Origin of the sequence: Paenibacillus graminis, from assembly GCF_000758705.1 — a bacterium.
Lineage (GTDB): Bacteria > Bacillota > Bacilli > Paenibacillales > Paenibacillaceae > Paenibacillus_AQ > Paenibacillus_AQ graminis.
The window spans coordinates 5,428,565-5,444,328 of the sequence record NZ_CP009287.1; the positions used below are offsets into that span (position 1 = coordinate 5,428,565).

Genomic DNA, 15,764 nt, shown 5'->3' on the forward strand with positions numbered 1-15,764 from the left:
TTTGTAGACACATAATAGAATTTTATTCAAAAAACGACGATTTGTCTATTTTCTAATTTTGTAAACTTGTGAAAACATTAACAAAAAGCCGCAAATACAAAAAAAAGGGATATATATGGAATTCCACATATATATCCCGAAGTGTACAGCTACCTTCAGATGACTAACTATTTAATTTGGATGCTTAAGTCTGATTCTTAGTGCTCGAGCAGATAGCCGCGAGTGAAGTCAACAGCACCACTGAAGTCAAGAGTTACACCTTTGAGGTATTCTTTAGTCAGGGAGTTGTTAGTGTAGTAGTAAATCGGCATGATAACCATATCATCCTGAATCAGCATTTTTTCAGCTGCTGCAAAGTCTTCTTGGCGTTTCGCCAGGTCAGAGTTTGTTTTCGCATCAGTGATCAGTTTGTCATACTCAGGGTTGGCGTAGCCGGCATCATTGTTACCGCCGCCTGTTACAAACATATCCAGGAAGGTCATTGGATCATTGTAATCCGCTGTCCAGCCGGCACGAGCGATCTGGTAGTTCTGGCTTTGACGGTTATCGATAAATACAGCCCACTCTTGGTTCACAGTGTTTACAGTAATGCCAAGATTATTTTTCCACATATCAGCAATTGCCAGAGCAATTTTCTTATGGTTTTCACTTGTGTTGTAAGACAGATCAACTGGAGGCAGTGCAGTCAGACCTTCTTCTTTCAGGCCTTCGGCAAGCAAGGTTTTAGCTTGTTCCACATCTTCAGTGAAGTAGCTGTCTTTAACAGTATTGCGGTATTCACCGTCAACACCAGCAATCCCCGGTGGCACTAAACCAAAGGCAGGAAGCTGTCCGCCCAAAGTAATGTTATCGATCAGGGCCTGACGGTTGATTGCCATAGTTAGTGCTTTACGAATCTTAACGTTGCTGAAAGGTTTTTCGGTAGTGTTGAAATAGTAGTAATAAGTCGCTGCAATACCTTTGGAAACAAACTCATTAGGGAGCTCTTTTTTGACAATAGGAAGTTGCTCTGATGGAATTTCACCATTAGGGTTACCGGCACGGTCAAGCTCGCCGTTTTTATAGCTCAGCAATTCAGTTGCGCCACTGTTAACAATGGAGAAGTCAATTTTGCTAAGTTTAATGGAAGCTGCGTCCCAATATTTTTCGTTTTTAGTCACTTGAATGGCTTGACCAGTAGTCCATTCAGTCAGTGTGAATGCACCGTTGGTGATCATTGTGTCTTTGTTGGTTGCCCACTTCGGATTACCCTCAACGGATTTGTGCACAGGGTAATAAGTGTAGAAAGACAGCAATCCAAGGAAGTAAGGTGTTGGAGATTTCAGCGTAACTTCAAGAGTTTTCGCATCAACGGCTTTTACGCCCACTTGGCTAAAATCTGTAACTTTTTTAGTGTAGTATTCTTCAGCATTTTTCAGGTAGTACAACTGATAAGCGTAAGGTGCAGTAGGATTTGTGTTAGGGTCGAGTACGATTTTCCATCCGCGAACGAAGTCTGCTGCTTCTACAGGATCGCCATTGCTCCATTGAGCATCACGGAGGTGAAAGGTATATACCAGACCGTCAGCGGAAATGTCCCACTTCTCAGCAATGCCCGGCTCAGCTTGACCAGTTTCGTCATTCATGCGGGTCAAACCTTCATACATCGTTTTCAAAACAGTATTTGCTTGGCTGTCTTGAGCTTGCGCCGGATCAAATGTAGGTGGTTCTGAAGTCAGGTTGACTCTAAGTGTTTGGTCAGCAGCCAATTTCTCGTCACCGGTTGCGGTGCCTGTGTTCGTGCTGCCTTCATTGCCTGGCGCGTTAGTCGCCGCAGCGTTGCCGTTGTTTGCCTTGTTTCCGCCGCAGCCAGCAAGCACTGTGCCGATCACGAGAACCAATGCAATCATGAGCAATAGACTTTTACTCTTCTTCATCTAGCAGTTCCCCCTAAATAGAATGTGGTATATGGTTTATGATTATACAACCAGTGGTCAAAAAAATCTAGAGCAATATTTTCTGAAAACACTTTTTTTTAAAAAGTTAAAAATTTTGTGACATTGACGCTTCACCGGAGCAATGGAACATTACATGGCTTGTGATATGTAATGGACAAGGCCTACGACCATAAACAGCACGTACATCGTTCCCATAAAAAAGAATGACAGCCTCCACACAGCCCGGAATAACCGTTTTCCGTCCACATTGCCTTTGAGGCGATTCTGGGCGCCTCCAATCAGTCCAGCGGATATTAATACAATAAGTAGTATAAGATAAAACCCGAAATGCGATTCAAAAATGGTATTAAACAAAGCCGACACAGAAAAAAATAAAAATAAAGTCGTAATATCCATAGCGAGTAAAAAGGTATTTCTCTTTTCTTTTCGGAGACCTACCCCTATGAAATATACAATTAAAAAAGGAACAACCGGAATAACGCTTAATGAAATGAACGAATTCCGCAGCAATTCCAAACAGCCTCACCTCTCCTTCACATTCATGCCTTCTACCAACCGGCAAATCCAGCGGTGTAAAGGGACCGCGATACCAGCTCTATCCGCCATCTCTACAATACTCCCGTTAATCCAGCGAATTTCCGTTGCTCTTGAAGCCAGAACATCGGCCAGCATCGATGAAGTGTTGCCAGAGGTCGCCCGGCAAACCTCCAGTATGCCTTCCCACGCATGAACGTCATAAGTGATGCCGCAGGCATCATATACGCTTGCAGCCTCGCGGTACAGTTCTTTCATTAACTGTACACGTTCTGCGGAGGCCGTCAGCTCACCGTTCTGGATACGCCAGATTGCTGTAAGCGGGTTAATCACAGCATTGAACAGCAGCTTCCGGTAAATCATGGTATCCACTTCTTTCGACATCCAGGCGCGGAATCCTGCTGCAACAAGCGCCTTAGTTAAACTAATTGCCGCTGAATCCTCCTCCGATCCTCCTTTTTCCACATTTATGTTTATGTTTCTTCTTTTCCCTATAATTGTTTCCCCGGTCCCCGCATGAATAATCTCTGTTAATGTTTTCCTCTTGGCCGCTTCCGTGGTCACTGCTGCCCAGACTGAAGCCTGAGGCAAGAGCTCCTGAAGCAGCTCCAGGTGGCCATTGCCATTCTGAAAACAAACCGCATGGAGTCTGGTATCCCGAAGAGGGGCAAGAATCTCAGGCAATGTATCGTGAAAAACATTCTGTTTAAGCATAATCGCCGTCCAGTCCCCCGGCACCCGGCTTACTGTTTCTGCAAATTTGTCTATAACCCCTGCCCGCAAGCTGCTGCCCGCAAGATGAAGAGGAAGACTTCCGTCCTCATAGCTTATGGTAATGCCATGCCGGGATAATTCCCCCGCCTGTTCATCACTCCGGCACCACAGTCTGACCTCTGCTCCAGCGTGAATAAGCTTCCCGGCCAGCAGAAGCCCAAGTGAGCCTGCGCCAATAATATCGATTTTCATGCTGACACCTGCCGTCTTTAAGCAATTTTCCTAATTATATCCTTCGTTCTCCCGTAAAAGCAAAACTGGTCTTGTAAGTACAAAAAACCCGCAAACGCGGGCCGTAAGCCACTGCATGCGGGTTTTGACGGGACATGTGAGTTTATTCAATCCGTTCCAGATTGCCGTTTGCATCCATTTTGAAGCGGGTCTTCATTTCCTCTTCTTCTTCATTAAGAAAAGCGAGCCTCCGCGCCCGGTCCATGATTTGGATAAGCGCCTTGTAATCATCGTTGACTACACGGTAATCACTTTGGGCCAGATTAACCTCTTTGGATAACCTTTCATTTTCCAGCCTAAGCTCAGTTAATTCATCTTCCTTCTCCCGCAAATCCCTTTCGAGCATTTTGAGCTGGCGGCCTGCTTCCTGAAAGCTGCCCTTCCACTGTCTCAGGAACCGGATTACGGCATCAATGGACAATGAATTTTCACCCAGCTCCTCGCTGCGGCTGTATTCCTCTTCAATGTCTCCGAGAATGAGACCTGCAACCTGTGCGCCTCTGGCGGAAGGCTGCTTTTTCAAGTAACTCCGCTTCTGGCGTTGGCTTTTGGCAATACCAATTGCATCTTCATAGCTTTTGCGAACACAGCTGTTCCAGCGAAATCCGCATGCCGCCGAGGTTCTGCCGATTTTTTCACCCACCTCTTCAAAAGCAGCAAGCTGTGTGCTGCCTTCCCGGATATGACGCAGCGTTATTTCGGCCAATATCAAATCATCTTCTGCGCTCCAAGCGTCCTGTCTAACGGCTGTCATAAAGCCTAACCCTCCTAACAACATCATGAAATAACCATCTTCATAACCGGCAGCTCCGCCGGATAGTGAATAGGATAAAAGCTGCTTACTCCATTTCTATGCCTCTATTAGAGTTCATAGAATCTATTTGATACTAAATTGTATTTCCATTTTGGCGGAACATCATACTTGTTATGCTATAAATTCTCTATTTTAATTCCCGAGCATGAAGTCTATAACAAAAGTCATATTTATCCTGTTATCACAACTTTTTTTCAATGAATTCGTTTACACCGTTTGTTTAAGCAGTTATAATAAGCTCAAATAAGGATTGCCGGATACTACAGGAGGGGGATGTTCTCTTGGACCGCATGTTTCGTGTCTTGGGTTTTTTCACGCTCGTTATTGGACTCATGGCTTTTGCCGGGGATTTGAAGGAAATGGCCCTGCTTTTCTTTTTGCAAACCGCTTTTTTCGTCATCCTGGGATATATGAAATTTACGGAGAAGACCTACATCCTGCTTTTCTGGGGATATATGATTTTGACATTCACCGGCTTCAGCTACTGGACCATTTTTGAAATGGGCCTGCCGTTGTAAGCTCTTTTAATGCAAAACAGGAAACGGAGGCTGTTCCTTACATAAGGAACGCTTCCGTTTTTTTGTGCGAATACACTAGGACCCGGATAGAAAAGAGGGTATGATATTTTAACAGGGCTAATCATATAATTAGTAACATGCATATTTTGATCCCTATAAGGTGGTGGAGTGGTGCTATCCCGCAATATTCGAAGCCGTTATACTGTTATGCTGCTGATCCTGCTCTGCTTCACAGTGCTGCCGCTGACGCCTCCTGCCTTTTTGTCCGCTGATCCCGGTACGGGCCTGACGGCTGCGCCTCCTGTCGTGCCTGATAATCAAGAAACCCGCAGGCTGCTGGAACAAACCTTATCCTCCGCAGAAATTGAACAGGAGATTACCCGGATCAACGCTGAGCAAAGTGCCCTAGAACAACAAGCAGGTCTGCTGGAAAAAAAGGCCTCTGCTCAAAAAAATGCAATTACAGACCAGCAGGAACGGGCCGGTGCCATCATACGGTCTTATTATATGGGGGAAAGAGATGGACTCCTGGCAGCCGTGCTCTCGGCCAAAAGCATTAGCAGACTGCTGGCCTTGTATGATTATTATGAGATCGTGATCGGACGGGACCAAGATATTCTGTCTCAATATGAAAAAGAGTACAAAAAGCTGAAAGCGACCCTTGCTGCAGCACAGCGCAGCTCCCAAGAGCTTGCAGAGCTTAAAACCCTGTTGGAGGAGCAGAAGGCCCGTGTGGCCATTCTGAATGAAAATATTGAAAGCGGCATTCAATCCAGCAGTGATCCGGCAAGAATGAGCGCCTTATTAGAGGAGTTCACGAAGTATTGGGAAAATATCGGGATTCACGAAGTCAAAACTTATTTCAAAGCCCTGTCGTCCGCCATGAAGCACCTGCCGCAGTTCGTGCAAAGCCGTGACGGTCTCCTGACCCGTAAAGGCATGACCTTTAATCTGGCCTTAAAGGAAGAGGATTTGAACGGGTTCCTGGTGTCGCAAAACCCTTTGTTTCAGGATTTCGCCTTTCACTTCAACAACAATGAAGTCACTGCCTCCGGCAAAAGCGGAGGATTATCGATGACGCTGACCGGACATTATACAATCCAGGAGGAGCCGGTCAACGGGCTGATGTTCCATGTAGATCATGTGTTGTTCAACGGTCTGGAGCTCCCGGATACTACCCGCAAAGCGCTGGAGGAAGAATTCGACCTTGGTTTTTACCCGGAAAAAATCGTCTCCTTCCTTCGTGCTACCGAGGTAAGCAGTGCGGATGGCGTGCTGCATGTAAAGCTCTCACTTTCATTCTAAGGCTTCAGCCACCGCAGCGGTGTAACCTGCCGGGTCAAGCTTGCCTGTCAGCAGCTGTGTCACTGCCGCCGAGAGTTCCGTCCAGCCGCCTGCCGATTCATGCTCAAGGTCAGCTTCGTCAGTAAAGAGCAGCGCGGTGTCAAAAGGCAGCTTCACATTCTCCGGCAGCCCGGAACGGTACAGCTCGTCCAGCGCGGGAAGCCGCCCCGTATTCTTCAGCCATTCCAGCTGCGCAGAGCTTGAAGTGACATAAGCAAGCCATTGGACAGCGGCCTCCGGATTGCCGGACTGGGCCGGAAGAGCAAAGAAACGGCTGTGAATGGCCTCATACCTTAGCCCGCTGCTGTCAGTAAGCGGTGCTTCGGCAGCGAGTGATGAATTCCCGTGCAGCTGCCATTCGGACAATGGAAGAGCAGCAACTGCTATTTTGCCATCCTGCAGCATATCCCAGATATCTGAATTCGTATTGCTGGTGAGATAGAAATAGCTGCCCGCGTACTGCGTCCATTCCAGCAGAGCCGGATTAACAGACTGCAGGCTGCCGCCCATGCTCTCCAGAACAGCGGAATATCCATATGGATTGCGGGAATCCATCGCCAATAAATATTGCCGCTTATCGGGATGCTCCCGAATAACCTTAAGCAGCGCATTCCACTGCTCCAGGCTTCTGGGCAAGCCTGAGATTCCCAGTTCGGAGAGACGTTGTGGCGAATATACTAGCACATAGGGATCAATATCAAGAGGAACTCCCCAATCATAACCATTCCACTGCATTTGCGGGATCAGTGTGGTTAGCGGAGCACTTCCAGGAACACTCTGGTAAATATCAACCGGAAGCAAGTAACCTTGCGTAGCCAAATCCGTGATGCTCCGGCCATCCGTCATTACAATATCCGGACTTTGGCCAATCGTCAGATCTTGTTTCAGAACCCCATCTGCCTCACCATTGCCCACATTACTTAGGATGACTTGGATTCCGCTGGACAAGCTGTAATTGTTACTGATCCGCTGCAGTTCATTAAATTCTTCATCGCTTAGGGACACCCGGATATTCAGACTTTGAATCCTGGCTTTATCACCGGAAGCGGGACGCTCCGATTGATTCAGCTGCTGCTTCAGCGGATGGGTATCTTCCCCGGTATCCAGCTCCATGCTGGGGGACAGGCTTGTCAGCGACAGCAATAGAATAGCAAACAGCAGCCAGTAGTTTCTCCTTCTCAGCACGTTCCTTCTCCTCCCGCCTCTGACTCGTCTTCCCCATTTTACCAGAAGCCTGACTGCTTGTCTGCCAGTCTGAAAACGTTCTCTTCTATTATATAGGTGTGAACGGCGATGGCTTCAAAGTTTACGGCATTGGGCCATTCCAAGAAAGCTTTGGACTTCGCTGTTATCCTCAGATTTCCTGATATGAATTACCGCCGCCGCGGTAGAAATCCGAGGATAGCATATGCTTTCGAGGCGAGCTTTCCTACGGAAAGCTTTCAGGCGAACGCTGCGCTTCTCCAGTTCCAAACTTTCTTTCCATTCTTTTGCCGCAAAAAAATCCATCCCTCCCCGTTCCTTGGGGGCGGCAAAAGAAACAGCCGGGAATGAGATCTCCCGGCTGTTTTCTGTTTGCGGTAAACCAGATCGCTTGTAAGCTCGCGTTAACCCCTAAGCTTACAACAGCCTCCCAACCAGCATCACTTAGATACTGGCATACGCTATTAACACTCTATTGCACTTCTTACACTTTCTTAAAATCAATTGTATAAAATACAACCGGCCACTACAGCAGATCGGCGGCCAGCTGGGCCAGGTGCGAACGCTCGCCCTTTTCAAGGGTGATATGGCCGCTGATGCCCTGCTGCTTGAACTTCTCCACGATGTAGCTGAGCCCATTGCTTGCAGCATCGAGATAAGGATGGTCAATTTGCTCCGGGTCGCCCATGAGGATTACTTTACTGCCTTCCCCGGCCCGGGAGACAATGGTCTTTACCTCATGGCGGGAAAGGTTCTGCGCCTCATCGATGATGATGAATTGAGACGGGATCGAACGTCCGCGGATATAGGTGAGGGCCTCCACTTGGATGCTGCCCAGCCCCATCAAGATTTTATCAATATCGCCGGACTTTTTCGTATCGAACAGAAATTCAAGATTATCATAAATCGGCTGCATCCAGGGACGAAGCTTCTCGTCCTTCTCGCCCGGCAGGTACCCAATATCCTTCCCCATCGGAACGACCGGACGGGCGATCAGCAGCTTCTTGTACTTATGCTCGTCTTCCACTTTGAACAGTCCGGCAGCCAGGGCCAGCAAAGTTTTGCCAGTTCCCGCTTTACCGGTTATGGTCACAAGCGGAATATCATCATTCAGCAGCAGTTCCAGCGCCATCCGCTGCTGGGCGTTGCGGGCACTGATTCCCCATACCGCATCATTCCCGAGGTATAGCGGCTCCAGGCGGGATGCGTCGCTGTTGACTTTGAGCAGAGCCGACTTGCCGGTGCCAATCTCATCCTTCATGATAACGAACTCATGCGGATACAGCGGGTAAGATAGGGCCAACTGTTTGACGGATAAAGAACGGTGGCTGTAATATTCATCAATCAGCGAAGGATGAACCATCAAAGACTGATAACCTGCGTAGAGCTCATTTAGGTCACCGGTTCGGTCGGACAGATAATCCTCCGGTGTAATGCCAAGCACATCCGCCTTGATGCGGACGAGCACATCTTTACTCACGAGTACCACAGGACTCGGTTCAGCCTTTTCATTCTCCTCATGGAGATAATTGAGCGCGACAGCCAATATCCGGTTGTCATTGGACACTTCACCGAACATTTCCTGTACCTTAACGAAGCTGCGGTGGTTAAGCTCTACCTTCAGCGTGCCTCCATGCTCGAGTACCACACCGCTGTGCAGGTGGCCCAGTTCACGAAGTCCGTCTAATAAGCGCGACACGGTGCGGGCGTTGCGGCCGATTTCATCGGCATTACGCTTCTTGGAGTCGATTTCTTCCAGGACTACAGCCGGAATAACAACTTCATGCTCCTTGAAAGCAAAAATCGAATTGGGGTCGTGCAGAAGCACGTTGGTGTCTAGTACAAATATCTTTTTCATGTTATCCCCTCCACAGCGCCTGGTTTGATTGATCATACATAACTCCATTCAGTAAGGGCAAGCTAAGATAAAAACCTGATCTTTTGGCTGAAAGGAGTACGCACATATGAGAAAATCAATGTGTCTGTTGCTGGTACTGCTGCTGCTGACAAGCTGCGGTATCGCTAATAAAGAGTCATCACCCTCTCCTCAGAATAAACAATCGGCAAAAGCTTTGAACAGCCAGGGGAACCGCGAAGTGCGGAATTTGGCTGGAAGTGATGCAGGCCTTATGCCTCAATCACAGCCCGGACAACCTTCTGGCGCTGGAGATGAAAGCGATGTTGCACTCAAAGACCATTTTGAGCAGTTGGCCAGTAGAGTTCCTGGTGTAAAAGGCGCCCACTGTGTGGTCATGAACAACGTCGCCGTAGTAGGTATTGATGTTGACGGAACACTTACCCGGTCACGGGTAGGAAACATCAAATATTCCGTGGCTGAAGCCATCCGCAAGGACCCGAGAAGTGTAAAAGCACTTGTCACTGCCGATATGGATGTCTCCAGCAGAATTGCTGAAATGGGACGGCATATCAGCAAAGGACACCCGGTATCGGGATTCGCCTCCGAGATGGCTGACATTATCGGCCGCATTATGCCGCAGCTTCCGGAAGATACCAAACCTCGCGGCAACCAGTAGCCGACTCGAACCTTTGGGTATACAGAAACGGCTAGGCCCTTCTATAAGGACATCTGTTATTGCGCATAAGGATGATTAATGGAGGAACGCACCTCCGTATAGTTCAAAAAAAGCCTAGTGAGATCATCACTGGGCTTTTTGCATGGCAGCAAACACCTGTCCGTCCAGCTTCTCAGCCGCACGTGCATCGTATACCTTGGCATATTTTGGGGCGGTCTCCAACTGAGCGCCATAAAACAGCGCATTGCGGACCGCTTCAATTTCAACATCAAAACAGCACATTTTGAATGGAACACCGGGCAGCGGGTCCTGCCTCACCAAAGCGCGCCCGTTAATTGCGTGCACGGTTCCCTCGCCGAAAACCGTTATGGTCACGAGCGGATTAACCTTCATATTGTTCACAAGTCTGGAGCGGTGGTCTACTGCGAGACGCACTATAGAAGGGCTCACTGCATAGATCCAGGAAATAGCGGTAGACGTAGGCCCGCCGGATTCCGCATCCACAGTATTCAGCAGAACAAAAGTCTCTGACTGCAGCATGGTTAGCAGGGTTTCATTGAGCTGTGCAACGGCTTCGGACATAAGTATAGGCCCCCCTGTAATGCTTGAATGCATTCAATTTATTATATTATAGCACATGCCCGAACTTGCATTCAATTTTGGGAAGCAGCCGTACCGCCGGGTGCAGCACCCGCAATCCGGTCCTGAAGGCTTTGCTTCGCAGCCTCAAGCTCTTTATCGTTAATATATACATATGGACTGCGCCAGGTTCCGGTCACCGGTTTGAATTCAATATTCTCTTTCGATATTTTCCAATAGGCAGAAATTATATTTTTGATCTGCGCATTTTCGATATCCGTCTTCATGTTGTCATCCACCGCATCCAGCACTTTGCCGATCTTCAGAACGCCGCCCAGGGACTGCATCTGTCCGACTAATGAATTCAGCACTTCATTCTGGCGTTTGTTGCGGTCAAAGTCATCGGATGCCTTCGTCTTAGGCTTGCAGTTCGACTTGCGGTAGCGCACATAATCGAGTGCATCATCGCCATTCAGCCGGGCCGGACCCTTGGTCAGGTTGATATCCGTACCATCCACACTATCGGTATAGCACATATTCTCACTGATATTAACATCTACACCGCCCAGTTCATCCACAACATCACGGAAGCCCTGAAAATCAAGCACTGTCGCATAATCTACGTCGATATCCAGATACTTGCCCATCATCGTCTTCATTTCGTCTTCAGCAAGAATGCCTGAAGTCTTCTCCTTGCTCTTGAAGCGGGCGTAAAATTCATTGATTTTGGTCCGCTTATATCCGCTAAGCTCAACATAAGTGTCACGGGGAAGAGAAACCACTGTAGCAGACTGGGTTTTGGGATTAAGGGCCACAACCATAATGACATCCGTCAGATTGGAAGGATGTTTGGGCCGGTTGTCCGTCCCCAGCAGCAGCATGGTGATGGGCTTCTCTGAAGCGGAATGGCCCACCTGAACCGGCTTATCCACGCCAAAGCTTCCATGATCAAACTTCCAATACAGATACCCTGCATATCCCAGCACGGCGAGAATGACGATAATCAGAAGGGTTAATACCATTTTCCCCATTCTCGCCAATGCTCCGCGTTTCTTAACTTTTTTCTTCTTCTGCACGGTTTTGGCCGTGCTGTTTGGCTGCGGTCTGCCATTTCTCTGGTTCCCGCCGGATCTTGGAGGCAAACTGCCTTTACTTGTACTCATAATGGAATAAGGTCCTTTTCATTTTAACTGGTATTAAATGGCTTGCTCTCTCTATTAGACGAAACCAAGCTGCAAAAGTTGCGTTTACTGCCGTTTGCCCGCTGCCGCCGCTTTGCGTTTCTGCCGGGCTTTCACCATATAGCGGACTCTTACCAGCAGCATTAGTCCTACAGCCACCAGCAGGCACTGAATGATCGGCAGCTTGTCATGCTGGAAGATGAGCAGCATTCCAGAGCCGAGCGCCATCATTACATAGAGAACAATCTCCTTGCCGATCGGCAGCTTCTGATTCACACGGAAAACACGGTTGTACACATAAGTCAGTAAAATAAAAATGACAATATAAGCCACAATAGGATGCGCTGCGAACCAGCTCTGCAAAGCTCGTCACTCCCTCCGGGAATAAGTTCGCTTACATTATATCATCCGCCGGGACATTATACCGCAATTAATCCTAAGAATTTGATATATCCATCCCAGGCAAAAAGAACAGCCGCCGGATATCATCCGGCGGCTTATACGAGCAAAGAATCGGATTATGTTCCAAAAGGAACCATCCCTACTCCCCAAAACTTAGGCTTGGCTGGCTTGTGCCGCTTTGCGCTGCTTTTCTACACGTTCGCGTTCGCCCTTATTCAGGATTTTTTTACGCAAGCGGACAGATTTAGGCGTGATTTCGCAATATTCATCATCGTTCAGGTACTCAAGCGCACCTTCCAGTGAGAACAGACGAGGCGTCTTCATCTTTACGGTTTCATCCTTCGTCGCCGAACGGACGTTAGTCAGCTGTTTTTCTTTGCAGATATTTACAATGATGTCATTATCCCGGGTATGTTCACCCACGATCATGCCTTCATAAATTTCAGTTCCCGGCTCCAGGAAGAGGATACCACGGTCCTCTACGCCCATCATGCCATATAGAGTCGTATTTCCGGTTTCGCTGGATACGAGTACGCCTTGGTGACGTCCGCCAACCTGTCCGCCGATCAGTGGAGCATAGCTGTCAAACGCATGGTTCATCACACCATAACCGCGGGTCAGGGTCAGGAAGTATGTGTTGTAACCGATCAGACCACGTGCAGGAATCAGGAATTCCAGACGAACCTGGCCAGTACCATGATTGATCATGTTGACCATCTCTGCTTTGCGTGTTCCCAGACTTTCCATTACGGCGCCCATGCTTTCTTCGGGAATATCAATCATCAGACGCTCAAGCGGCTCCATTTTGGCTCCGTCGATTTCCTTAACGATAACCTCAGGCTTGGATACCTGCATTTCGTAGCCTTCACGGCGCATATTCTCAATCAGAATCCCCAAGTGAAGCTCACCGCGTCCGGACACGATGAAGGCGTCAGGGCTGTCAGTTTCCTGCACACGCAGGCTGACATCGGTTTCCAGCTCTTTGAAGAGACGTTCACGCAGCTTACGGGAAGTTACCCATTTACCTTCTCTGCCGGCAAAAGGACTGTTGTTCACGAGGAACGTCATTTGCATCGTCGGCTCATCAATCTTCAGAACAGGCAGCGCTTCAGGATTCTGCGGATCAGCAATCGTTTCGCCGATGTTGATATCCTTGATCCCGGCGATCGCCACGATGTCCCCTGCGCCCGCTTCATCGGTTTCCACCCGCTTCAGGCCCTGGAAGCCAAAGAGCTTCTCAATGCGGGCTGTTTTGCTTTTGCCGTCACGCATGATGACTGTAACGGATTGGCCTTGCTTGATTACGCCGCGGTTCACGCGTCCGATCGCGATACGTCCCAGATATTCGTTGTAGTCCATCAAAGTAACAAGGAACTGCAAAGGCTCTTCAACCTTTTCGGTTGGAGCCGGGATATGTTCAACGATTGTTTCGTACAGGGCAAGCATCGTGTCATCCTGTTTCTCAGCGTCCATACTCGATGTGCCGTTAAGCGCGGAAGCATAAACAACCGGGAATTCCAATTGGTCATCACTGGCTTCCAGTTCAATGAACAAGTCAAGTACTTCATCGATAACTTCCTTCGGACGGGCCGCAGGACGGTCAATCTTATTCACCACAACGATAGGTGTCAGGTGCTGCTCCAGCGCTTTGCGCAAAACGAACTTCGTTTGCGGCATGCAGCCTTCATAAGCATCTACAACCAGCAGTACACCGTCAACCATCTTCATGATACGTTCCACTTCACCGCCGAAGTCGGCGTGTCCCGGGGTATCTACAATGTTAATCAGGAACTCTTTATAGGTAATTGCTGTATTTTTGGCTAGGATGGTAATTCCGCGTTCCCGCTCCAGATCATTCGAGTCCATGGCCCGTTCTTGAAGGTGCTCGTGCGCACTGAAAATCCCGGACTGCTGCAGAAGCTGATCGACGAGTGTTGTCTTGCCATGGTCAACGTGGGCAATGATCGCAATATTGCGAATATCTTTTCTTGAATGCATGATTTGTATCCAAATCCTCTCATTTATCAAATTAAATGTTTAAATTTATAGCTTGTCGCGGCAGTCTCACAAAAGAAGCGCCAGGCAGAAAGCCGACGCTTCAACATATCCTTAATATTATAGTGAAAGCACTATGAAAAGCAAGTCTTTTTATGAAAAAACGCTTTCCAGCTCCGTTTAATTTTGCTAAAGTTGCATTCGGGCAAATTTCCGTCCTGTCCTTTTGTTAAGTTGCATACGAATGGCCGGCTCACCAGCCTCCGTTCCACTTTTTGCGGCCTCCCGGTTTGCCGCGTCCGAAGATCAGCCAAGCTCCTGCTGCAATCAGTATGGCCCCCAGTAAATAGAGCGCCCCCGTTCCAAGCATGCTGAAGACCAGCAGCACAACGCTAAGCAGGCCCAGAATGACGGCTGTAGTGGTAAGTCCGCCGTTTCGCCCGGGGGAATAAAGTGAATATTCGTATAGTCCGACGGCGATGCCGAGCAGCAGCAGCGGCCACAGATGAGACATCAGTGCCCAGCCCCAGGTATTGCACAAGCCCAGAAGCAGTCCGTATACGGTCAGAATCCCAGCGGGCAGCAGCACCGATGCCGGAGCCCGGCGGCTGAAGAAAAGCACATGCAGGAACAGGCCGGGTACCAGAATCACAAGCGGCCACAGCGCCCGCCCGAGAAATCCGAACACCCCCAGCTTTCCGAACAGAATCACTATGCCGGCAGCGAGGATAAATATACCCAGTTTCGCATCGTTTTTGGAAGACATATTTCACTCATCCCTTCAGAAATTCGCGTCTTTTCTCTCAGCCCGCCCCTAAAGCACATAAGTAAGTGACAGGATTCTCCTTATATTTTATCTGAAAAATAAATAAAACACCATCATTCTTCTTTATTTTGGGCAACCATGCCAAAGAGGCTGGGCCAAAGCTGTTGCAGCTCTGGTTCAGCCTCCATTTTTTTCCGGATTTTACTTTGCCGATAAAGGCCTGCGCTTGAATACCCCCGACAGAACCACAATGATTCCAAGCAGCAGCGGCAGCAGCGAATGAAGGGACGGCAGCAGGAAGGAAATCACCGCACCCAACTTGGCATCCTGAAGCAGCATATCTCCCGCCGTGTAGGCGAGGATATAGGCGCCAATGTAAGTCAGGACGGGAAGCCGGTGCAGCCAGCTCACAATGATTCCGCTGCCCCACACCACAATCGGAATGCTTAGAGCAATACCGATGACAACCAGAGCGAGATCCCCCTTAGCGACACCTGCGATGGCCAACACATTATCCAGGCTCATAATAAAGTCCGCCAGCAGAATGGTGCGCACGGATTTCCACACAGTGGAGCTCTCTTCCACCCGGATGTCCTCTTCTTCCTCCAGCAGCAGCTTGAACGCGATCCATAGCAGCAGTATTCCCCCGCCGGCTTCAATATAAGGGACCTTAAGCAGCAGCACTGCGGCAAAGGTCAGCAGGCAGCGCAGACCGACAGCACCGGCGGCTCCCCACCAGACCGCCAATTTACGGTGGTGCTCCGGCAAATTTTTACTGGCCATTGCGATGACCATTGCGTTATCTCCGCTCAGCACAAGATTGATCATCAGGATCTCACCAAGCAGCAATAAAGAATCCATTGAATTCAGCCTCCCCGAACTGCATGTATTTACATGTATGTCCAAGCAGGGCAAGCTATGCTACAGTCTGAGGTTTTTTCCAAGGGGGGAA

Annotated in this window: 16 protein-coding genes; 3 read left to right on the forward strand and 13 right to left on the reverse strand. The window is 48.7% G+C overall.

The window, feature by feature from the left end; translation table 11 throughout:
* Positions 1-197: 197 nt before the first annotated feature.
* The 4 genes from PGRAT_RS23485 to PGRAT_RS23500 form a co-directional block, all read right to left on the reverse strand.
* The gene (locus PGRAT_RS23485; RefSeq protein WP_025708363.1) at positions 198-1,916 is read right to left on the reverse strand and encodes a peptide ABC transporter substrate-binding protein; all 1,719 of its coding nucleotides are present in this window, start codon (positions 1,914-1,916) and stop codon (positions 198-200) included.
* Between the two features lie 150 nt (positions 1,917-2,066).
* Positions 2,067-2,453 carry a DUF3397 domain-containing protein gene (locus PGRAT_RS23490; protein ID WP_025708362.1) on the reverse strand — a complete coding sequence of 129 codons (387 nt, stop codon included), beginning with the start codon at positions 2,451-2,453 and terminating at the stop codon, positions 2,067-2,069.
* A gap of 6 nt (positions 2,454-2,459) precedes the next feature.
* On the reverse strand, positions 2,460-3,437 hold the full coding sequence (locus tag PGRAT_RS23495) for a ketopantoate reductase family protein (RefSeq protein ID WP_025708361.1): 978 nt from the start codon (positions 3,435-3,437) through the stop codon (positions 2,460-2,462).
* 142 nt (positions 3,438-3,579) lie between these two features.
* Positions 3,580-4,230, reverse strand: a complete 651-nt coding sequence (locus PGRAT_RS23500) for an RsfA family transcriptional regulator (RefSeq protein ID WP_020427860.1) — start codon at positions 4,228-4,230, stop codon at positions 3,580-3,582.
* 341 nt (positions 4,231-4,571) lie between these two features.
* Here PGRAT_RS23500 and PGRAT_RS23505 point away from each other — a divergent pair, with 341 nt between their 5' ends.
* Entirely contained in the window at positions 4,572-4,808 is a 237-nt protein-coding gene (locus PGRAT_RS23505) for a DUF2626 domain-containing protein (protein ID WP_020427861.1), read from the forward strand.
* 171 nt (positions 4,809-4,979) lie between these two features.
* Positions 4,980-6,113: a coiled-coil domain-containing protein gene (locus PGRAT_RS23510; RefSeq protein ID WP_025708360.1), complete on the forward strand. Its 1,134-nt coding sequence runs from the start codon at positions 4,980-4,982 to the stop codon at positions 6,111-6,113.
* Here PGRAT_RS23510 and PGRAT_RS23515 read toward each other — a convergent pair.
* The 3 genes from PGRAT_RS23515 to PGRAT_RS23525 form a co-directional block, all read right to left on the reverse strand.
* Complete coding sequence (locus PGRAT_RS23515) at positions 6,105-7,337, reverse strand: extracellular solute-binding protein (protein WP_025708359.1); 1,233 nt, start codon at positions 7,335-7,337, stop codon at positions 6,105-6,107. The genes PGRAT_RS23510 and PGRAT_RS23515 overlap by 9 nt on opposite strands.
* 114 nt (positions 7,338-7,451) lie before the next feature.
* Positions 7,452-7,661 (reverse strand): hypothetical protein, encoded by a 210-nt coding sequence (locus tag PGRAT_RS33480; RefSeq protein WP_155990534.1) that lies wholly within the window; start codon positions 7,659-7,661, stop codon positions 7,452-7,454.
* 220 nt (positions 7,662-7,881) lie between these two features.
* Positions 7,882-9,213 carry a PhoH family protein gene (locus PGRAT_RS23525; RefSeq protein ID WP_025708357.1) on the reverse strand — a complete coding sequence of 444 codons (1,332 nt, stop codon included), beginning with the start codon at positions 9,211-9,213 and terminating at the stop codon, positions 7,882-7,884.
* A gap of 106 nt (positions 9,214-9,319) precedes the next feature.
* On the opposite strand from PGRAT_RS23525, the gene PGRAT_RS23530 reads away from it, so the two are divergent.
* Positions 9,320-9,889 carry a YhcN/YlaJ family sporulation lipoprotein gene (locus tag PGRAT_RS23530; protein ID WP_025708356.1) on the forward strand — a complete coding sequence of 190 codons (570 nt, stop codon included), beginning with the start codon at positions 9,320-9,322 and terminating at the stop codon, positions 9,887-9,889.
* A 126-nt stretch (positions 9,890-10,015) separates the two neighbouring features.
* Here PGRAT_RS23530 and PGRAT_RS23535 read toward each other — a convergent pair whose 3' ends face one another.
* The 6 genes from PGRAT_RS23535 to PGRAT_RS23560 form a co-directional block, all read right to left on the reverse strand.
* Complete coding sequence (locus tag PGRAT_RS23535; protein ID WP_025708355.1) at positions 10,016-10,471, reverse strand: PNPOx family protein; 456 nt, start codon at positions 10,469-10,471, stop codon at positions 10,016-10,018.
* Positions 10,472-10,542: 71 nt separating this feature from the next.
* Positions 10,543-11,631 (reverse strand): LCP family protein, encoded by a 1,089-nt coding sequence (locus PGRAT_RS23540; protein ID WP_025708354.1) that lies wholly within the window; start codon positions 11,629-11,631, stop codon positions 10,543-10,545.
* Positions 11,632-11,715: 84 nt separating this feature from the next.
* Entirely contained in the window at positions 11,716-12,012 is a 297-nt protein-coding gene (locus PGRAT_RS23545) for a YlaH-like family protein (protein ID WP_025708353.1), read from the reverse strand.
* Positions 12,013-12,204: 192 nt separating this feature from the next.
* Complete coding sequence (gene typA / locus PGRAT_RS23550) at positions 12,205-14,049, reverse strand: translational GTPase TypA (RefSeq protein ID WP_025708352.1); 1,845 nt, start codon at positions 14,047-14,049, stop codon at positions 12,205-12,207.
* Between the two features lie 250 nt (positions 14,050-14,299).
* The gene (locus PGRAT_RS23555) at positions 14,300-14,812 is read right to left on the reverse strand and encodes a hypothetical protein (protein WP_025708351.1); all 513 of its coding nucleotides are present in this window, start codon (positions 14,810-14,812) and stop codon (positions 14,300-14,302) included.
* 201 nt (positions 14,813-15,013) lie between these two features.
* Entirely contained in the window at positions 15,014-15,673 is a 660-nt protein-coding gene (locus PGRAT_RS23560) for a TerC family protein (RefSeq protein ID WP_025708350.1), read from the reverse strand.
* Positions 15,674-15,764: the final 91 nt, after the last annotated feature.